An 18,875-nucleotide genomic window follows, 5' to 3' on the forward strand; every position below is an offset into this window, starting at 1 on the left:
CAAGACGTGGGAGGGCCTGGCCAAGACGATGTTCACGACCGCGGACAACTACGTCCTGCAGATCCACTTCCAGCTGCCCGACCCGCTGCTCAGCCGGGTGGTGTCGACCGCGCCGCTCGCCGAGATCCCGACGACCGCACGGCTGCCCGCCGCGACCAGGTACCAGTGGTCCTTCGGCGACTTCCACCGTGTCGACGCCACCACGTGCTGCCCGAACCGGCTGCACGCCGCCGTGTTCCGCGCCTGCCCCACCAGCTCGGCGGGCGCTGTCAGCGACGAGGTGGGCGTGCGCAGCAGCAGCGCCACGTCGCCGGGTCCCCGCCACGTCGTCGCGCGCGCACACATCCACACCGCGTGGCCGCCGCCCTCCGGCAGCTCCTGCTCGGCGTAGTCCCAGGCGTTGACGGCGCGCACCGCTCCGCCCTCCCACGATCCGAGCCGGCACGCGCTGCGCGCCCACGCGAGCAGCGCCTGACTGCTCGTCGCCTCACGGGGCTGGCGCGCCGGGGGAGTGCCGTGCCCCGGCAGCGGCGTGTACGTGAGGTGCACGGGCGAGAGCCCGCCGAGATCCGCGACCACGAACGCGTGGTGCTCCACGATCCGCGACGAGGAGCGCAGTTGCAGCACCGGACGCCGCGCGCAGTCCCCCGCCGCGACCACCGGGACCGCGTCGGTCACGCCGTCCCCCGACACGTGCAGCGGCCGGGCCGGACTGTCCGGCCGCAGCAGGTCACGGGTCGTCGACTCGGCGACCCACGGGGCGGTCAGATAGCGGGCCGAGCCCTTGGACCGGGCCAGCACGACGACGGCGGCCGAGGTGACGTCCGCGTCGTCCGCCCGGGCGAGGGCGAGCGCGGCGGGCCTGTCGCCGTCGGCGTCGGTGTACCGCGCCAGCCGCTCGCCGTCGCTGAACAGCACCACGCCCCGGCCGCCGACATCGCCCGCGTACAGCAGTTGCGGACTGCGCGGCGGCGCGTCGACCGGAGTACCGGGCGTCGACGTCACCCGTACGTCGGTCGTGGGCGCCGCCCAGGTGCCGAGCGCGCGGGAGAGCAGATCCTTGTCGTCGGTGCGGTCGCCGCGGGCCGGCCACGCCGTGAAGTCGACGCGGGAGGTGTCCGCCCACTGCCCCGCGCCGGTCCGCACCAGGCGGTCGGCGGAGAGGTAGCGGGGCGTGGCGGCGCGCGCCGACGTCGTGGGCCGCCCGGATCCGTCGGTGGTCTGCGGGACGATCACCGCGGCCAGCGCGACGGTGGCGGTGGCGGCGGCGAGCCACACGGCCCGCTTGCGCCGGCCGCGACGCACCAGGTCGGTGGGCCGGCTCTGGATCGAACAGGCGTCGAACTCCTGTGAACGCAGCAGGGCTTCGGCGGCGGCCCCCGCGCCCTTGTCCAGGGCCCTGGCCGCCCGGACGCTCGTCGCGCCGTCGGGCACCCCGGCCGCCTCGAGGAGCGCGGCGGTCCGCTGGTCCGGCAGACCGTCGACGCGGCGCAGCACGAACGCGGCACGCGTCGGCGCGGGTGCGTCGGCGAGCGCCTGCCCCAGTGCGATCTCCTCCGCGCCGCCCGCGTGCGGGAACAGCCGCAGCCCCCACACCACGGGCAGCCGCGGCACGAGGGTGCGGGGCGGTGGCAGCGCGCCGGGCCAGCCCGCGGGCCGGTGGGCGGCGGACAGGGCCGCGCGCAGGACCCGTACGCGCAGGGCGTCCCCGGTGACGGCGTCGCCGTCCTGCGGACCGCGCGGGCGGGGCACGAGCGTGCCGCGCGCTCCGGGCAGCGCCCGTTGCGCGGCTCCGTGGGCCAGCAGCACCCGCCGATGACGGGAGAGAGCGGCCGGAAGCGTGAGATACGCGAGGCGTACCAGTGCCGTGTACTGCGCCACGAGTGCGGCCTCGGCGCGGTCCTTGGCTATCCTGGTGCGCTTGATCGGACGGCCGGTTCGGAGAACGGACATGATCGGGCCTTTCGGGTCGGAAGACGGACCGAAGGACACGTCGGACCACGAGACGTGTCGACGACCGTCAAACGACCGGAACCCGATGCGGTCACTCGGCCGGCCCGATCAGGACTGCGGAGCCCGAGTCGGGGTATCAGCATGGCTGCGGAGGCCGTGCCACGCGGGCCGGCCGGCGAGAGAGACATGGATGAGCGAGTACACCGAGTGCATGGGCGGAGAAGTGATCCGATCGGGCTTCGAGGCGTCGGTCGAGCCGCTGCGGCAGGTGACGCACTACACCGGTGAACCGGGTTGCATAGCCGACGCGCGCGCCTTCACCGGTGCCTTCCTGACCCGGCTGCGCCAGGAGTGGTGCGTGGGTCTCGCCCCGCACGTGACCGGCGACGTGATGCTCATCGTGAGTGAACTCGTCACCAACGCGGACCGGCACAGTGCGGGCCCCTACGTCCTGGAGCTGGAGGGGACGGAACGGCACATCGCCGTCACCGTCTACGACAGCAGCGCGGCCGTGCCCCTGCGCTACCCGAAGGACCCGGGGCGCATCGGGGGGCACGGCCTGGAGATCGTGGACGCGCTCGCCGAGGTCACCGTGGAGCGGGTGCCCGTCGGCAAGCGCGTACGGGCAGTACTGGCACTGCCCTCCTGAGGTCCGCCTCAGCCGTTGTCCGCCTCGGCGAGCATTCCCGACCGCAGCCGGGAGATCACCTGCTTGATGAGGCGCGACACGTGCATCTGCGAGTACCCGAGCCGCTCGCCGATCTCCGCCTGCGTCAGCTCCTCGACGAACCGCAGATGCAGCAGCTGCCGGTCGCGGTCGCGCAGCCCGGCCACCAGCGGGGCGAGCGCCTGGAAGTCCTCGACGAGCTCCATCGCCCCGTCCTCGACCCCGATGAAGTCGGACAGCACCGACTCGCCGTCCTGCCCGCCGTCACCGGTCAGCGCCGCGTCCAGGGACGCGGACGTGTACCCGTTCGAGGCGAGCTGCGCCTCCACGACCTGGCTCTCCGAGAGGTCCATCAGGGTGGCCAGCTCGGCGGTGGACGGCTCCCGGTCCAGCCGGCTGCACAGCTCGTCGCGCGCCTTGGCCAGTTCGATCCGCATCTCCTGCAGCCGGCGCGGCACGTGCACGGCCCAGGTCGTGTCCCGGAAGAAACGCTTGATCTCGCCGGAGATGTAGGGCAGCACGAACGAGGTGAACTCGACCTCGCGCGAGATCTCGAACCGGTCGATCGCCTTGATCAGGCCGATCGTGCCGACCTGCACGATGTCCTCGAAGTCCCCGGTCGAGTCGCCGCGGTGCCGGAAGCGACCGGCCGCGAAACGGACCAGCGACATGTTCATCTCGATCAGGGTGTTGCGCGTGTACTGGTACTCGGCGGTGCCCTCCTCCAGCTCCGCGAGGCGCCGGAAGAACTGGCGCGACAGCTCCCGCGCGTCCCGCGGCGCCACCCGGCCGGGGTCGGAAATGTCGTACGCGGATGCCTCACCGACCGTGGTCCGGGTCCTCTGCGCAGTGACGTCCGTCCCGCTCATGGTGGAATCCACCGTCCCTCCCGCGCCGTGAGCCGGCGCAACACCCTGTTCCATCATGGTGTTCGGCAGTTACCCGCGAACTCGCCGGTCATGCACATTTGCTCAGGAGGTACGCCATCAACACGGCAGACACAGCAGAGGCGGTGCGCGAACTCGCCGCCGCGCTCCCCGACAGCACCCTCGTCACGGACCCGGACGTGCTCGCCTCACTCGGCCACGACGACGCCGAATGGGCGCCCGCGGGCCGGGCCCTGGCGGCGGTGCGCGCCACGTCCGCCGACGAAGTACAGGCCGTCGTCCGGGCGTGCGCCGCCCGGCGGATACCGGTCGTCACCCGGGGCGCGGGCACCGGCCTGTCGGGCGGCGCCAACGCCGTGGACGGCTGCCTCGTCCTCGACGTGTCGCGGATGAACCGCATCCTGGAGATCGACACCGAGAACCTGATCGCCGTCGTCCAGCCCGGCGTCGTCAACAACGACCTCAAAGCGGCCGTCGCCGAACACGGCCTGTGGTACCCGCCGGATCCTGCCAGCGCCCCCTGGTCCACGATCGGCGGCAACGTCTCGACCAACGCGGGCGGCCTGTGCTGCCTCAAGTACGGCGTCACCCGGGACTACGTCCTCGGGATGGAGGTCGTCATGGGCGGCCCCGCGGGCGAGTACGGATCCCGCGTCCGGCTCGGCCGGCGCACCACCAAGGGCGTCGCCGGGTACGACCTGACGAGCCTGTTCGTCGGTTCCGAGGGCACCTTCGGCGTCGTCACCGAGGTCACGCTGAAGCTGCGGCCCGCCCCGGTGGCGGAGCCCCGCACCGTCGTCGGCGCTTTCGACAGCCTGGTCGCCGCGGGCGCGGCCGTCGCCCTGGTCACCAGCCGCGGCCTGGCCCCGGCCGCCCTCGAACTCCTCGACCGGGCCTGCATGCAGGCGGTCGAGGACTGGAAGCACCTCGGCATCGAACCGGGCGCCGAGGCCCTGCTGCTCGCCCGGATCGACGCCCCCGGCGACGCGGGCGCGGCCGAGGCCGACGCCATGGCCGCCGCGTTCCGCGAGGCCGGGGCGCTGTGGGCCGAGCAGTCCACCGACGCCGTCGAGGCCGAGGCCCTGTTCGACGTACGCCGTCTCGCCTATCCGGCGCTGGAGCGGCTCGGCCCGGTCCTCACCGAGGATCTGTGCGTGCCGCGCTCCGCCGTGCCCGAGATGCTCGCCACCATCGAGAAGATCGGGCACCGGCACGGCGTGCGCATCGCCACCATCGCCCACGCGGGCGACGGCAACCTCCATCCGCTGCTGATCACCGAGCCCGGCGACGAGGCGGCCCGCGTCGCCGCGCAGGCCGCCTTCGAGGAACTTCTCCAAGCCGCGATCGCCGCGGGCGGCACCGTGACCGGGGAGCACGGTGTGGGGTTGCTCAAGCGCGCCGGGATGCGCGACGAACTCGGCCCGTCCGTGCTCTCGTTGCAGCGCGCCGTGAAGCAGACCCTCGACCCGCTGGACCTGTTCAACCCGGGGAAGGTCGTCGGCGAGGACTGACCCTCCCCGGGCGGCGCGTCAGCGCGGCAGCCCCGTGGGATTGGTGGCCCACCGCGTGTCCGGCCGATCCGTCAGCCGGTAGGAGAGGGTGCCACCGGTCCGCAGGAGTCCGGCGTCGGTCCAGGACCGGTCGTGGTCACGGCCGTCGCGCCGCAGCCCGGCCACGTAGGCGTGGGCGTCGTCGGCCGCCGGGGCGTCGACCACCAGGTCCGCGCGCCCGGGCCGGTCCACGACCGCGTGCGGGAACAGCGGGGCGCCGAGCAGCAGATCGGCGCTGCCCGGCGCCTTCGGGTACAGCCCGAGCGCGGAGAAGACGTACCAGGCGGACATGGTCCCGAGGTCGTCGTTCCCGGGCAGGCCCGAGGGCCCGGTCCCGTACACGGTGTCGACGATCTCGCGGACCGTGGCCTGCGTCTTCCAGGGCTGGCCGAGCGCGTTGTAGAGCCACGGTGCGTGGATGCCCGGCTCGTTCGTCGGGTCGTAGCGCAGCGCGTCGCCGCCCTTCACGGACCAGGAGCCGTCCGCCTTGTGGAAGAACCCGTCGAGGCGGCCCGCGGCGGTCTCCCGGCCGCCCATCGCGTTCGCGAGGCCCCGCACGTCCTGGGGCACCATCCAGGTGTACGTGGCGCTGGTGCCCTGCGCGAACCCCAGGTCGCTGCCGGGGCTGAACGGCGTCACCCACGACCCGTCGGCGTTGCGCGCCTGGACGTAGCCGGTGTCCGCGTTGAAGACGTTGCGCCACCAGGTGCCGCGCTCGGTGAAGTACGCGGCCTCCTTCTCCCTGCCGAGCAGCTTCGCCCACGAGCCGAGCGCGGCGTCCGCGACCGAGTCCTCCAGCGTCTCGGCGGCCCCGCCCCAGCAGTGACACACGTCCTGCGGTGCGTAGTGCGAGGTCAGATACTGCGCCAGGTTGGGGCGTTGGCCCTCGCACTGCCCGGGGCAGCCGGCGTCCGACAGGCCCGCGTCGCGCGGCTCGGTCGCCTGCCGCGCCAGCGACGCGAAGGCGCCCTCGTAGTCGAAGTTCCGTACGCCCATCGCGTAGAAGGTGGCGAGGGTGGCGGCGGACGGATCGCCGGTCATGACGTGCGTGGCTCCGCTGATGTGCACCCAGCGGTCCCACACCCCGTCGTTCTGGCGCGCGAAGTTGAGGAGCGACTGCGCGAAGTCCCCGGCCACCTGCGGTTTCAGCAGCGCGAGCAGCTGGATCTGCGCGCGGTACTGGTCCCAGCCCGAGAAGTTGCTGTACTGCGCGCTCTGCCCGCGCGCGAGGCGGTGCGGGGCGCCGTCCATGCCGGGATAGCGCCCGTCGGTGTCGCTGATGATGTTCGGCTCCATCAGGGAGTGGTAGAGCGCCGTGTAGAAGGTGGTGCGCTGTGCGTCGCTGCCGCCCGAGATCCGCACGGAGCTCAGCTCGCGGTCCCAGTCGCGGGACGCCTCGGCCGCCACGGAGTCGACGCTCGCCCGCGGCGCGATCTCCTCGCGCAGATTGGTCTCGGCGCCCTTCAAGGACACGTACGAGATCCCGAGCCGCATGTGGACATCGTTGTCAGACGCCGTGTCGAAGCCGACCCAGCCGCCGGAGCCGCGTCCCGCGCGGTCCGCGCCGGTGGCGTAGCCCTCGCCGCCGTCCGCGCTGGTGGACCCGGGGGAGACGGTGGCGTCCTTCCAGGTTCCGTAGGAGGCGAAGTCCCGGTCGAAGGAGGCGCTGAAGTGGAGCTTGTAGTAGCTCTTGCGGTTGTTGGTGCCGCCGTTGGCCCGGCGCCCGCAGAACGCGCCGGTCAGCACCCAGCCGGTGACCTTGCGGTGCGCCCGGTCGATCTCGACGTGCGCGTCCTCGCTGCCGTTGAGGGAGTTGGAGGTGCGGAACAGCAGTGAGGCGGCCTTGCCGGCGGGGAAGGCGAAGTCGGCGACGCCCGCGCGGCGGCTCACCGCGAGATCGGCCGCCGCGCCCGAGGCGAGCCCGAGGGTGTAACGGCCGGGCACCGCGCGCTCGTCGGTGTGCGAGAAGTCGGACGCGTACACCGCGTCCTTCGTGTCGGCCGACGGCGACGAGGTGACGTCACCGACGAACGGCATGATCGGCACGTCGCCCGCGGCGCCCGGATGGCAGCCCGCGCCGTTGACGTGCGTGAGGCTGAGCCCCCGTATCCGGGTGGTGTTGTACGCGTACCCGTTCGCCGCGCCGGTGTTCGTCTGGTCGCCGGTGGTGCTGGTCGGGGACCAGGCGATCATGCCGTACGGGCGGGTGGCCCCGGGATAGGTGTTGCCGCCGTTCGCCGAGCCGATCAGCGGATCGACGGAGGCGGTGGGGCGGTCCTGCGGCGCGGCGGCCGAGGCGAGCGGGCCGGGCACGGTCAGGGCGAGGGCGGTCGCCAGACCGAGCACGGCGAGGCGGCGCGCGGGCGCCGCGGATCTGTCGGGCACGGAGTCGGCCTTTCGTCGTCGGGGCGAAGATCGCCGCCGAGCGTAGATCCCAGCACCGTCCCGGGGAACCGGGCGGTACGGATCGCAGATGAACACCCGGTGAAACCAGGCCACTTGAGTCACTTCGCCCGCGCCGGGCCACCGGGTCGGCGAGACTGCGGTGGGGACAAACCCGGCAGTAGGGCAAGATCGACGACAGCGGCCCGTCCGCGGCGGTGCGGAACGGGCGACAACCGACAGTGCAGTGCACGGATGAGGGAGGCGGTCCCATGGCTCGGCCGATCACCGCGGGAGTGGACGGATCACCCGAGAGCGCGGCGGCGGCCGCCTGGGCGGCACGCGAGGCGGTACGGCGCGGGCTGCCGTTGCGTCTCGTGCACGTGAGCGAGGCCGTGCCGGAGAGCCTTGCGCTCGCCGCCGACGAGGCCGCCCGCGTGCAGTGGGCGCACGACCTGCTGGAGGACGCCGAGCAGGAGATCGCCGAGCGCCACCCGGGTCTCTCCGTCACCATCGACGTCCTCGACGACGGTGCCCCCGCGGCGCTGACGGGCGCCGCGCGCGATGCGGAACTCCTCGTGCTCGGCTCGCGCGGGTACGGCACCCTCGTCGGATTCCTGCTCGGCTCCGTCGGCCAGCAGGTCGTCGCCACGGCGGAGCGGCCCGTGGTCCTGGTCCGGGCCGGTGACGAGGCGAGCGGTGAGGCGGCCGGGCGCGAGGTCGTCGTCGGGCAGGAGGGCGACGCCGAGGACAGCGCCGCCGCCCTGGAGTTCGCCTTCCGCACCGCGGCAGCCCGCGGCGCGACCGTGCGGGCGGTGCGCGCCTGGAGCCTGCCGCCGGTGTTCGCCTACAGCCCGGCCTCGCTCCAGCTGCTCGACGAGTCCGGAGGCATCGAGCCGTACGAGAAGAAGGCCCTGGGCGCGGCCCTCGCACCCTGGCGGGAGCGCTTCCCCGACGTGCCGGTCGTCGAGCACGTCGAGATCGGCAGCGCCGGCCAGGTGCTCCTGTCGGTCGCCGCAGGGGCCCAGCTCCTGGTCGTCGGACGCCGGGCCCGGCGCACCGCCGTCGGCGCTCGCATCGGTTCCGTCGCGCACGCCGTGCTGCACCACGCGCCGTGCCCGGTGGCCGTGGTGCCGCACGTCTGAGGGCCTGTCCCGGAGTACGGCCGGGTCAGTCCTCGGCGGTCAGTGACACCGCGCTGACCGGACAGGCCCGTACCGCCTCCTTCAGCAGGGGGTGTTCCCCGGCCGCCGTGGCGCGGCCTGGGAGCACCTCGCTGAGTCCGTCGTCGTCCTGCGTGAACACGTCCGGCGCGGTCAGCGCGCACATGCCCGCGCCCACGCACCGCTCCTTGTCGATGTCGACCCGCACGGCGCTCACCACGCGACCGGCAGTTCGAGCATGCCCTGGATGGTGTCCCCGGGCTTGAACGGAATGTCCTCGGCGGGGGCCGCGAGCCGCAGCGCGGGGAACCGTTTCAGGAGACTTTCGAGAGCGATCTCCAGCTCGGCGCGCGCGAGGTTCTGGCCCAGGCACTGGTGGATGCCGAACCCGAACGCCAGGTGGTGGCGCGCGCTGCGGTCCCAGTCGAGGCTCTCCGGTGCCGCGAAGGCGCCGTCGTCGCGGTTGATCAGCGACGTGGAGAACACCACGCCGTCACCGGCCCGGACCGTCGCCCCGGCCACCTCCATGTCCTCCTTGGCGATCCGCAGCAGCCCGTCCGCGATGGACAGGTACCGCAGCAGCTCCTCCACCGCGACGGTCGTCGAGGTGCGGCCCGCGCGCAGCGCCGCCAGCTGCTCGGGGTGGCGCAGCAGCGTGAAGGTACCGAGCGAGATCATGTTCGCGGTCGTCTCGTGCCCGGCGACGAGCAGGATGACGGCGTACGCGATCAGCTGATCGCGGTCCGGCGGACCGTCCGGTCCGTCCCGGTGGATGAGCTCGTCGAGGAGCCCGTCGCCCGGATCGGCGCGCTTGCGGTCGATCAGGTCTCCGAGATATCCCTCCAGCTCCTCCCTGGCCCGCTGGACGTCGGAGGGGGCCGGGCCGCGCAGGAGCCGCCGTGAGCGCTCCTCGAAGAACTCGTGGTCCGCGTACGGCACTCCGAGCAGCGCGCAGATCACCATCGAGGGCACGGGCAGCGCGAACGCGCTGACGAGGTCGGCGGGTGGGCCCTGCCGCTCCATCGCGTCGAGCAGCCCGTCCACGGTCTGCTGGATGCTCGGGCGCAGCCCGGTGATCCGTTTGAGCGAGAAGCTCGGGATCAGCATCCTGCGCTGGGAATTGTGTTCGGGATCGTCCACGCCGAGCAGCGCCAGGCGGCGCGAGGCCGCCTTGGCGAACCGTTCGGTGGGCGCCGGGAAACCGGGCCGTTCGCGGTCGCTCGACAGCCGGGGGTCGGCGAGCAGTTCCCGGGCCAGGGTGTGCCCGGTGACGGCCCAGACCGTGCTGCCGTCGTAGAACGTGACCCGGCCGAGCGGGCCCTGCGCGCGCAGGGGCGCGTAGGCGGCCGGCGGGTGGTAGGGGCAGCCGCGGTCCTGCGGGAAGGGGACCGGGCCGGTCGATGAGCTGGACGTGTGCGATGTGTGGGGGGCCTGGCGGGCCGGTTCCGTCGTGGATTCCGTCATGGATCGGATCGCCTCGCAGTGCTCGGTCGTGCGCGCGGAGCTGGCCGTTCCGCGCTCCCTCGTCATTGGATGCCCCTACCACCGATCAGGTCGACACGAAGACCGGCCAGTTCGTACGCATGGGGTATCTGGCCGGGGTTTTTCGTCCCCGGCCGGGGGCTGAGGCCGCATCTCGGCCCGGGACGGCGGTACGGGAGGGGCGCCGGGCGCGCGATGCGGCCCCTCGGTGGCCGGATCGGGGTGTGAGAGCGACCTGAATCGTGCCGTCCCGGGGCGCCGTGATCGCGTCCCCTCAGGCCTGCAGCGCGACCACGGCCTCGTCGGTGTACGGCAGGAAGGTCAGCGTCTGGTGGAAGTACAGCTCGATGCCGCGCGCGTCGTGCGCCGTGTAGCCGATCGCCAGATCCTGGCCGAGGCGCAGTTCGAAGTCGCCGCCGCGCGTCGAGATCACGAACGCGCCGTTGAGGGCCGGGGCCCAGATCAGCTCACCGTCGAGGATGCGGCTCAGGTGGTTGGCGACGGGGTAGCCGTGGTCGGAGGTCTCGCTGACGGCCGTGTACGCGTCGGCGCCGAGCAGCAGCGCGTACGGACCGTCGACGCCGGCCAGGCGCAGCGCGGTGAGGGCGCGGCTGATGGTGTCGGGATAGTCGCGCGGCTCGGCCGGCAGGCTCAGCACCGGGTTCGAGGTCCGCTCCCGCAGCCCGGGGATGCCGGCGGCCTCGTAGCCGTCGAAGATCGCCCGGTCCTCGGCGAAGGCCATGGACCGTGCCGCGTCCTTGACCGGCTGCCAGTCGGAGTCGAGCGACCCGCGCTCCACGTCGTCGACCGCCTCCCGGCTCACGACGAACGGGACCCGCAGCTCGACGAGCGGTCGGGCCCCGCGCAGCCGCGCGGTGACGCCCGGCGCGGGCGGGGCGATCTCCGCGAGGTGACCGGTGCCGACGGCCGCGAGCTCCGGCCCCTGCGGGCCGGTGACGTCCACGACGCGACGCCCCGCCACGTGGCGCTGGAACGTGCGGCGCGCCTCCTCCTCGATCTCCGCCCATGCGGCGGGTGTGATCGGCGCGAGCTCACGGTGCAGATTGGTGCTGGATGTGGGGGTGCTCATGGTGCTCAGGCTCCTTTGAGGCTGCCGATGCCCAGCGAGCCGTCGACGAGGTCGGCCGCTGCGGGCGGTGGGTCGGGCAGGTCGTCGAGGAAGTCGGCGCTCGGCACGTGGAAGAGACACCCCGTGATCGCCGTCGAGAAGTCGAGGATGCGGTCGTGGTTGCCGGGCGGATCGCCGAGGAACATGTTCCGCAGCATCCGTTCCGTGACGTCCGGGGTGCGTGCGTAACCGATGAAGTAGGTGCCGAACTCGCCCCGGCCGAGGCTGCCGAACGGCATGTTCTCGCGGAGGATCTGCCGCTCGGTGCCGTCCTCGTCGACGATCGTGTTCAGCGCGACGTGCGAGTTCGCGGGCTTGACGTCGTCGGCCAGTTCGACGTTCGCGGTCTTGGTGCGGCCGATGACCCGCTCCTGCTCGTCGGAGGGCAGCGCCTCCCAGGCCGCCATGTCGTGCACGTACTTCTGCACGATCACGTAGCTGGAGCCGCGGAAGTCCGGGTCCTCGTCGCCCACGTACACCGCCTCGGCGGCCGCTCCGCCGACGGGGTTCTCGCTGCCGTCGACGAAGCCGAGCAGGTCGCGCTCGTCGAAGTACTTGAAACCGTGCACCTCGTCCACGACGGTGACGGCGGAGCCGAGCCGGTCGACGAGGAGCCGGGCCAGCTCGAAGCAGAGGTCCATCCGGCGGGCGCGGAGGTGGAAGAGCAGATCGCCGGGGGTGGCCGGGGCCAGGTGGCGCGGTCCTGCCAGGGCCTGGAACGGGTGCAGCTCGCGCGGCCGTGGACCGGCGAAGAGCCGGTCCCAAGCGGTGGAGCCGATTCCGGCGACACAGGTCAGTCCGTCGTCGGGGGAGCGGAAGGCCACCGAGCGCAGCAGCCCGGACAGGTCCTCCAGGGTGTCGCGCACCGCGCTCTCGCCGCCGGGCGCGACGGTGACCACGAGGAACACCGCGGCCTTCGCGGGCGGGGTGAGGACGGACTGGGGCTCGACCACGAAGTCTCCCGTCACAGCTGCCGTGTTTCTAGTTTTGTCACTTTATGGGTAGATTCGGGGCGCGGCATGTGCGGCAAGTTGGGTGGGTGTGCCCCATCTCACCTGGAGGGGGCCGCCGAAGGGGGAGGAGCACGGTCGGTTCACTGTTAAACTTTGAACCAAGGCCCCGACCGTTCTCCCCCGTACGGTCGGGGTCCTTTTTTTGTCGTGTCGCATGTCTCATTGGGACACATGTCTCAATGGGACGCGAGAGAGTTACTGTGGCAGGGCGGGGGTGAGTGAGATTGACGAAGGAGTCGAGTCATGAAGGCACTTCAGTACCGGACCGTCGGAGCGGCGCCCGAGGTCGTCACCGTTCCCGACCCCGAGCCGGGTCCCGGACAGGTCCTCCTGAAGGTGACCGCTGCCGGCGTCTGCCACTCCGACATCGCGGTGATGAGCTGGCCCGCCGAGGGATTCCCTTATGAGCTGCCGCTGACCCTCGGCCACGAGGGCGTGGGCACCGTCGCCGCGCTCGGTGCGGGCGTGACCGGCCTGAAGGAGGGCGACCCGGTCGCCGTCTACGGCCCGTGGGGCTGCGGCACCTGTGCGAACTGCGCGCAGGGCAAGGAGAACTACTGCCTGCGCGCCGACGAGCTGGGCATCCGCCCGCCCGGACTCGGCGCCCCCGGCTCCATGGCCGAGTACATGATCGTCGACGACCCGCGCCACCTCGTGCCGATCGACGGCCTCGACCCCGTCGCCACCGTGCCCCTCACCGACGCCGGCCTCACCCCGTACCACGCGATCAAGCGCTCGCTGCCCAAGCTGGTGCCCGGCTCCACCGCCGTCGTCATCGGCACCGGCGGGCTCGGCCACGTGGCCATCCAGCTGCTGCGCGCCATGACCGCCGCGCGTGTCGTCGCCCTCGACGTGACCGAGGACAAGCTCGCCCTCGCCCGCACCGTCGGCGCCCACGAGGCGATCCTTTCGGACAAGGAGGCCGCCGCGAAGGTGCGCGAGCTGACCGGCGGACGCGGCGCCGAGGCCGTCTTCGATTTCGTCGGCGTCCAGCCCACCGTCGAGACCGCCGGCGCCATCGCCGCGGTGGAGGGTGACGTGACCCTCGTCGGCATCGGCGGCGGCACGCTCCCGGTCGGCTTCGGTGCGACCAACTTCGAGGTCAGCGTCACCGCGCCCTACTGGGGCAGCCGCGGCGAGCTCATCGAGGTACTGGACCTGGCCCGGGCCGGAGCCGTCTCCGTCCACACCGAGACGTACTCCCTCGACGACGCGCCCCTGGCGTACGAGCGCCTGCACGACGGCAAGATCAACGGCCGCGCGGTGATCCTCCCGAACGGCTGACCGAGGATGCATACCGTGGTCGAATTCCGGCCACGGTATGCGTTCATCATTCAACTGTCGGCGTGGAGAGGTCTGTTCCGGCCCACGGGTGATCAATAGCCTGAGGTGAACCGTCCGTACATCCCACTGAGGGAGTGCCATGTCCACCGCGCAGATCCCCGACATACTGTCGCCGGAGTTCGCCGCCGACCCCTACCCCGCCTACCGCCTGCTGCGCGAGTCGGCGCCGCTCCTGTGGCACGAGGCGACGCAGAGCTGGATCGTCTCGCGCTACACCGACGTGGAGCGCGTCTTCAAGGACAAGGCGGGCCAGTTCACCACCGACAACTACGACTGGCAGCTCGAGCCCGTCCACGGCAAGACCATCCTCCAGCTCAGCGGCCGTGAGCACGCCGTGCGCCGCGCCCTGGTCGCCCCGGCCTTCCGCGGCAGCGACCTCCAGGAGAAGTTCCTGCCGGTCATCGAGCGCAACTCCCGCGCCCTGATCGACCAGTTCCGCGCCACCGGCTCCGCCGACATCGTCGGCGACTACGCGACCCGCTTCCCGGTCAACGTCATCGCCGACATGCTCGGCCTCGACAAGGCCGACCACGCCCGCTTCCACGGCTGGTACACCGCCGTCATCGCCTTCCTCGGCAATCTCGCCGGGGACCCGGACGTCACGGCGGCGGGCGAGCGCACCCGGGTCGAGTTCGCCGAGTACATGATCCCGATCATCCAGGCCCGCCGCGAGAACCTCGGCGACGACCTGCTCTCCGCCCTGTGCGCCGCCGAGGTCGACGGCGTACGGATGAGCGACGAGGACATCAAGGCGTTCTGCAGCCTGCTCCTCGCGGCCGGCGGCGAGACCACCGACAAGGCGATCGCCAGCATCTTCGCCAACCTCCTGGTGAACCCCGAGCAGCTGGCCGCTGTGCGGGAGGACCGCTCGCTGATCGACCGGGCCTTCGCGGAGACGCTGCGGCACACGCCCCCGGTCCACATGATCATGCGGCAGTCGGCCACCGACGTGGAGCTGTCCGGCGGCACCGTCCCCGCGGGCGCCACCGTCACCTGCCTCATCGGCGCGGCCAACCGCGACGGCGACCGCTACGCCGACCCCGACCGCTTCGACATCTTCCGCGTTGACCTCACCACCACGACGGCGTTCTCGGCCGCCGCCGACCACCTCGCCTTCGCGCTCGGCCGCCACTTCTGCGTCGGCGCCCTGCTGGCCAAGGCCGAGGTCGAGATCGGTGTGAACCAACTCCTCGACGCGATGCCCGACGTACGCCTCGCCGACGGCTTCGACCCCGTGGAGCAGGGCGTGTTCACCCGCGGCCCGCAGTCGCTCCCGGTGACGTTCACGCCGGTCGCCCCCTGAGCTCCCGGGTGTTAGCCTCGTACACATGCTTCGTTCCACGTGTCTGAACTGGGCGCGCCTCACTTAGAGGCGGCCGCAGCCATGCACGAACAAGGGCCGTCCCCGGACGGCCCTTCTTGCTTTCCTCCCGCGGATCTCCGCCGACGGAGGCCGGGCCGCCCCGAGGGCGGCCACGACCCGTCGAACCGCAGGGAGAGACCATGACCACCACCCTCGAACACCCCACCACCGACGTCCTCGGCACCACCGCCGCACGGGCCCGCAGCGCCGAACTGGAGCGACTCGTCCGCAGCGACCCGGGCCGCTTCCGGGTCCTCACCGGGGACCGGCCGACCGGACGACTGCACCTCGGCCACTACTTCGGCACGCTCCACAATCGCGTCAGACTCCAGGACCTCGGCGTCGAGACCTTCGTCCTCGTCCCCGACTACCAGGTCCTCACCGACCGCGACGTGGCCGAGAACCTCAAGCAGTACGTGGCCGAACTCGTCCTCGACTACCTGGCCATCGGCATCGACCCGGACCGCTCCACGATCTTCACGCACAGCGCCGTCCCCGCGCTGAACCAGCTGCTGCTGCCGTTCCTCAGTCTCGTCTCCGTCGCCGAGCTGAACCGCAACCCCACCGTGAAGGACGAGATCGCCCACTCCCGGCAGTCGGCCGTCAGCGGCCTCATGCTCACCTACCCGGTGCACCAGGCCGCCGACATCCTCTCCGTCAAGGCCAACCTGGTGCCCGTCGGCCAGGACCAGCTGCCCCACCTGGAGATCACCCGCACCGTCGCCCGCCGCTTCAACGACCGCTACGGCCACGGCACGGAACTCTTCCCGCGCCCCGAGGCGTTGCTGTCCGAGGCGCCTCTGCTGCTCGGCACCGACGGCACCAAGATGAGCAAGAGCCGGGGCAACGCCATCGCGCTGTCCGCCGACGCCGACGAGACCGCACGCCTGCTGCGCGGCGCGAAGACCGACGCCGAGCGCCGCATCACCTACGAGCCCACGACCCGCCCCGAGGTCTCCTCCCTCGTCCTGCTCACCGCGCTCTGCGAGGGCACCGACCCGCGGCAGGTCGCCGAGGAGCTGGGCGACGGGGGAGGGGCCGCGCTCAAGCGCCGCGCCACCGAGGCGGTGAACACCCGCCTCGCGCCGATCCGCGCCCGGCGCGCCGCCTGTGCCCGGGACCCGCAACTGGTCAGGGACGTGCTGCGGGCAGGCAACGAGACCGCGGGCGCCGTCGCCGAACAGACCCTCGACGACGTACGCGCCGCCATGGGCACCGACTACCGCTGACAGCCGGGGGCCGGCTCAGTGCACGACCGGTGTGAAACTCACCGGCAGCGCGGTCAGCCCCCGCATCCAGATCGACGGCCGCCAGGACAGCTCGGCGGGCTCCACCGCGAGGACCAGATCCGGCAGCCTGTCGAGCAGGGTCTCCACCGCGGTGCGCGCGATGACGTCGGCGAGCAGCGGAGCGGGGTAGGGGCAGCGGTGCTCGCCGTTGCTGAACGACAGGTGCGCCGCGTTCTCCGCGCCGACATGGCCCTCCGGCCAGATCTGCGGGTCCGAGTTCGCTGCCGCGAGCCCCAGGACCACACAGTCGCCCGCGCGGATCTGCCGGCCACCGAGCTGGGTGTCGCGCACCGCCCAGCGGCCGATGAAGTTCTGTGTCGGGGTGTCCAGCCACAGCACCTCGTTCAGCGCCTCGCCGACGCTGAGCCGGCCGCCCGACACATTGATCGCGAAGCGCTCGTCGGTGAGGAGCAGCCGGAGCGTGTTGCAGATCCAGTTCGCCGTCGGCTGCTGGGCCGCCGCGATCACCGAGATCAGGTCCTGCACGATCTCCTCGTCGGTCAGCCCCGCCGGATCCAGGATCATCCGGGACGTGACGTCGGCCCCCGGCCGTTCCCGCTTCTCCCGCACCAGGCGCGCGATGCGCTCACCGACCCGGACGTACGCCGCCACCGGGTCGTCGCCCTCGTGGGCGTCCAGGGAGATCCGCAGATCGTCCACCAGATCCTGGGTCTCGTCGGCGAGTTCCGGCATCCCGCACATCTGGACCGCGGCCCGCATCGGCAGCGCGTGCGCGTACGCGGACATCAGCTCGGCCTGCCCGCTCCCCGCGAACGCGGTGATGAGGCGGTCGGCGATCTGTGCGCAGTCCCGCGCCAGTTCGAACTGGTCGACCTGCTCCAGGGCGTGCGTGATCACCCCCGCGCGGCGCCGGTGCTCGTCGCCCTCGGTGAACAGCACCGACGGCTGGTACCCGACGAACGGCATGAGCGGCCAGTCGGCCGGGATGTGCTCCCACTGGTTCCAGCGGCGCGAGTCCCGCGCGAACAGCTCGTCGTGCGAGGTGACGTAGCCGAGCTCGGCGTAGCCGAGCACCAGCCACGCGGGCACGTCCCCGTCGAGCAGCACGGGCGCGACCGGGCCGTGCTCCGAACGCAGCGCGCGGTACAGCTGCGACGGTGTCTGCTGGTACTGCAGGCCGCTGAGCGGGACGGCGCCCGCGTGCGCGGGGCAGGCCGATACGGCGGGGGGCGTCGATTCCGTCACGGTGTCGTCTCCTGGGCCATGGCGATGGCGTAGAGGTGGTCGACGAGGGTGATCAGCACGTCCTTGCCGGACGACCTGACCCGCGCGTCGCAGTCGACCATCGGAATGTGCGCGGGCAGCGCGAGGGCCTGACGGATCTCGTCCAGGGAGTGCCGCACCGGCTCGTCGTCGAACCGGTTGACCGCCACCACGAACGGGGTGCCGTGGTGCTCCAGGCGGTCGATCGCGTACCACGAGTCGTCCATGCGCCGGGTGTCGACGAGCACGACCGCGCCCAGCGTCCCGGAGAACAGCCGGTCCCACAGGAACCAGAACCGCTCCTGGCCGGGGGCGCCGAACAGATAGAGCACCATGTGGTCGTTGAGGCTGATCCGGCCGAAGTCGAAGGCGACCGTGGTGGTCGTCTTGGAGGACACGGCCGACGTCTCGTCGACGCCGACGCCCGCCTGCGTCATGACCTCTTCGGTGTTCAGCGGACGGATCTCGCTGACCGAGCGGACCAGTGTGGTCTTGCCGACCCCGAACCCGCCGACCACGACGATCTTGAGGCCGGTGTCCGCGCCGGCGCCGAGCGGTGTGCGCTGCGCGGGCAGCTCAGAGGTTGCGGAGCCCATGGAGCACCTCCTTGAGAAGAGCGGAATCGGGGAGTTCGGCGACGGACGGGGCGGCCCCCGGATGGCGGGCGGTGATCTTGCCGCCCGCCTGCAGGTCGCCGAGCAGGATCCGGACGACCGTGATCGGCAGCCGCAGCTCGGCGGCGACCTCGACGACGGCCGTGGGCCTGCGGCACAGTTCGAGGATGCGGACGTGCTCGGACTGCATCCCCGAGGCCGGCTCGCACTCGCTCACCACCAGGGTCACCAGGTCGAAGGAGGCGTCGTCGGCACGGCTGCGGCCCCCGGTGACCGTGTACAGCCGGTCCGGGGCGCCGGTGTCCACCGGCCGCCGCGTCACTGGACTCCGCCTCCCGCGCCGGCCTGGCGCGGAGCGGCCCGCAGATGCTCCCCGATCTGCTCGACCAGCTCCGACATCTGGTGGCCCACGACGCCCGGGTCGGCCTCCTCGTCGGCGACGACCGCGAGGTGCGCGCCGTCGCCCGCGTCCACGATGAAGAGCAGCCCGCCGTGGAACTCGGTCATCGAGTGGCGTACACCGCCGCTGCCGTTGCCGAACTCCACGGACGCGCCCTGGGCGAGCGCCTGGATCCCGGAGCAGATCGCCGCGAGCTGGTCGGCCTGGTCGAGTGTCAGATGCTCGCTCCAGCAGAGCTTCAGGCCGTCGCGGGACAGGACGAGGGCGTACCGGGTGCCGGGCGTGCGCTCGAGCAGGTTCTCCAGGAGCCAGGTCAGGCTGGTGTCAGTGGTCTGCATGGCGGGGTCGGGACGGCCCTTCCGGCGGTCCGGAGGGCTGCCCGTGCCTCCAATCTCACGGTGTAGAGCGGTGAAGA

16 protein-coding genes and 1 pseudogene are annotated in these 18,875 nt (G+C 72.2%); 7 read left to right on the plus strand and 10 right to left on the minus strand.

The window, feature by feature from the left end; genetic code table 11:
• Together ABT127_RS27385 and ABT127_RS27390 are read left to right on the plus strand one after the other, a co-directional pair.
• A pseudogene (locus tag ABT127_RS27385) lies at positions 1-112 on the plus strand (phospholipid scramblase-related protein); the annotation flags it as partial.
• 2,031 nt (positions 113-2,143) lie between these two features.
• A complete protein-coding gene (locus ABT127_RS27390; protein ID WP_351455300.1) occupies positions 2,144-2,602 on the plus strand; it encodes an ATP-binding protein in 459 nt (152 codons plus the stop codon).
• Positions 2,603-2,610: 8 nt separating this feature from the next.
• Here the strand turns inward: ABT127_RS27390 and ABT127_RS27395 are convergent, their stop codons facing one another.
• Positions 2,611-3,489 carry a SigB/SigF/SigG family RNA polymerase sigma factor gene (locus tag ABT127_RS27395; RefSeq protein WP_351455302.1) on the minus strand — a complete coding sequence of 293 codons (879 nt, stop codon included), beginning with the start codon at positions 3,487-3,489 and terminating at the stop codon, positions 2,611-2,613.
• A gap of 143 nt (positions 3,490-3,632) precedes the next feature.
• Between ABT127_RS27395 and ABT127_RS27400 the strand changes: the two genes are divergently transcribed.
• Positions 3,633-5,018: an FAD-binding oxidoreductase gene (locus ABT127_RS27400; RefSeq protein ID WP_351455305.1), complete on the plus strand. Its 1,386-nt coding sequence runs from the start codon at positions 3,633-3,635 to the stop codon at positions 5,016-5,018.
• Positions 5,019-5,036: 18 nt separating this feature from the next.
• On the opposite strand, the gene ABT127_RS27405 is transcribed toward ABT127_RS27400, so the two are convergent.
• Positions 5,037-7,442 carry a GH92 family glycosyl hydrolase gene (locus tag ABT127_RS27405; RefSeq protein WP_351455308.1) on the minus strand — a complete coding sequence of 802 codons (2,406 nt, stop codon included), beginning with the start codon at positions 7,440-7,442 and terminating at the stop codon, positions 5,037-5,039.
• Positions 7,443-7,711: 269 nt separating this feature from the next.
• Between ABT127_RS27405 and ABT127_RS27410 the strand changes: the two genes are divergently transcribed.
• Positions 7,712-8,584, plus strand: coding sequence for a universal stress protein (locus ABT127_RS27410; protein ID WP_351455311.1), 873 nt, complete (start codon positions 7,712-7,714; stop codon positions 8,582-8,584).
• Between the two features lie 25 nt (positions 8,585-8,609).
• Here the strand turns inward: ABT127_RS27410 and ABT127_RS27415 are convergent, their stop codons facing one another.
• From ABT127_RS27415 to ABT127_RS27430, 4 genes are all read right to left on the minus strand, one after another.
• Entirely contained in the window at positions 8,610-8,810 is a 201-nt protein-coding gene (locus ABT127_RS27415) for a ferredoxin (protein WP_502971798.1), read from the minus strand.
• Between the two features lie 5 nt (positions 8,811-8,815).
• Entirely contained in the window at positions 8,816-10,066 is a 1,251-nt protein-coding gene (locus ABT127_RS27420; protein ID WP_351455317.1) for a cytochrome P450, read from the minus strand.
• Positions 10,067-10,358: 292 nt separating this feature from the next.
• Positions 10,359-11,174, minus strand: a complete 816-nt coding sequence (locus ABT127_RS27425) for a family 1 encapsulin nanocompartment shell protein (protein WP_351455319.1) — start codon at positions 11,172-11,174, stop codon at positions 10,359-10,361.
• Positions 11,175-11,179: 5 nt separating this feature from the next.
• Positions 11,180-12,166, minus strand: a complete 987-nt coding sequence (locus tag ABT127_RS27430) for a Dyp-type peroxidase (protein WP_351455322.1) — start codon at positions 12,164-12,166, stop codon at positions 11,180-11,182.
• Positions 12,167-12,469: 303 nt separating this feature from the next.
• On the opposite strand from ABT127_RS27430, the gene ABT127_RS27435 reads away from it, so the two are divergent.
• The 3 genes from ABT127_RS27435 (at position 12,470) to trpS (ending at position 16,162) form a co-directional block, all read left to right on the plus strand.
• Positions 12,470-13,510 (plus strand): NAD(P)-dependent alcohol dehydrogenase, encoded by a 1,041-nt coding sequence (locus ABT127_RS27435; protein ID WP_351455324.1) that lies wholly within the window; start codon positions 12,470-12,472, stop codon positions 13,508-13,510.
• 139 nt (positions 13,511-13,649) lie between these two features.
• A complete protein-coding gene (locus ABT127_RS27440; protein ID WP_351455327.1) occupies positions 13,650-14,873 on the plus strand; it encodes a cytochrome P450 in 1,224 nt (407 codons plus the stop codon).
• A gap of 200 nt (positions 14,874-15,073) precedes the next feature.
• Positions 15,074-16,162: a tryptophan--tRNA ligase gene (trpS, locus tag ABT127_RS27445; RefSeq protein WP_351455330.1), complete on the plus strand. Its 1,089-nt coding sequence runs from the start codon at positions 15,074-15,076 to the stop codon at positions 16,160-16,162.
• 15 nt (positions 16,163-16,177) lie between these two features.
• Here trpS and ABT127_RS27450 read toward each other — a convergent pair whose 3' ends face one another.
• Genes ABT127_RS27450 through ABT127_RS27465 form a run of 4 tightly spaced genes read right to left on the minus strand, consistent with a single transcriptional unit; the run spans position 16,178 to position 18,798 of the window.
• On the minus strand, positions 16,178-17,428 hold the full coding sequence (locus tag ABT127_RS27450; protein ID WP_351455333.1) for a cytochrome P450: 1,251 nt from the start codon (positions 17,426-17,428) through the stop codon (positions 16,178-16,180).
• Positions 17,425-18,042: a GTP-binding protein gene (locus ABT127_RS27455; protein WP_351455336.1), complete on the minus strand. Its 618-nt coding sequence runs from the start codon at positions 18,040-18,042 to the stop codon at positions 17,425-17,427. The genes ABT127_RS27450 and ABT127_RS27455 overlap by 4 nt, the downstream gene beginning before the upstream one ends.
• Positions 18,023-18,382, minus strand: a complete 360-nt coding sequence (locus ABT127_RS27460; protein ID WP_351455338.1) for a DUF742 domain-containing protein — start codon at positions 18,380-18,382, stop codon at positions 18,023-18,025. Before ABT127_RS27460 ends, ABT127_RS27455 begins: the two co-directional genes overlap by 20 nt.
• Positions 18,379-18,798: a roadblock/LC7 domain-containing protein gene (locus ABT127_RS27465; RefSeq protein WP_351455340.1), complete on the minus strand. Its 420-nt coding sequence runs from the start codon at positions 18,796-18,798 to the stop codon at positions 18,379-18,381. The genes ABT127_RS27460 and ABT127_RS27465 overlap by 4 nt, the downstream gene beginning before the upstream one ends.
• Between the last annotated feature and the right edge of the window lie 77 nt (positions 18,799-18,875).

It is taken from the genome of Streptomyces sp. NPDC001904 (assembly GCF_040297005.1).
Taxonomy (GTDB): domain Bacteria; phylum Actinomycetota; class Actinomycetes; order Streptomycetales; family Streptomycetaceae; genus Streptomyces.

What these genes read in the sequence shown, in the direction of transcription:
- ABT127_RS27390 (WP_351455300.1), top strand. Translation starts at nt 2,144, where the DNA reads ATGAGCGAGTACACCGAGTGCATGGGCGGAGAAGTGATCCGATCGGGC.
- ABT127_RS27395 (WP_351455302.1), bottom strand. Translation starts at nt 3,489, where the DNA reads ATGAGCGGGACGGACGTCACTGCGCAGAGGACCCGGACCACGGTCGGT.
- ABT127_RS27410 (WP_351455311.1), top strand. Translation starts at nt 7,712, where the DNA reads ATGGCTCGGCCGATCACCGCGGGAGTGGACGGATCACCCGAGAGCGCG.
- ABT127_RS27420 (WP_351455317.1), bottom strand. Translation starts at nt 10,066, where the DNA reads ATGACGGAATCCACGACGGAACCGGCCCGCCAGGCCCCCCACACATCG.
- ABT127_RS27425 (WP_351455319.1), bottom strand. Translation starts at nt 11,174, where the DNA reads ATGAGCACCCCCACATCCAGCACCAATCTGCACCGTGAGCTCGCGCCG.
- ABT127_RS27435 (WP_351455324.1), top strand. Translation starts at nt 12,470, where the DNA reads ATGAAGGCACTTCAGTACCGGACCGTCGGAGCGGCGCCCGAGGTCGTC.
- ABT127_RS27440 (WP_351455327.1), top strand. Translation starts at nt 13,650, where the DNA reads ATGTCCACCGCGCAGATCCCCGACATACTGTCGCCGGAGTTCGCCGCC.
- trpS (WP_351455330.1), top strand. Translation starts at nt 15,074, where the DNA reads ATGACCACCACCCTCGAACACCCCACCACCGACGTCCTCGGCACCACC.
- ABT127_RS27455 (WP_351455336.1), bottom strand. Translation starts at nt 18,042, where the DNA reads ATGGGCTCCGCAACCTCTGAGCTGCCCGCGCAGCGCACACCGCTCGGC.
- ABT127_RS27465 (WP_351455340.1), bottom strand. Translation starts at nt 18,798, where the DNA reads ATGCAGACCACTGACACCAGCCTGACCTGGCTCCTGGAGAACCTGCTC.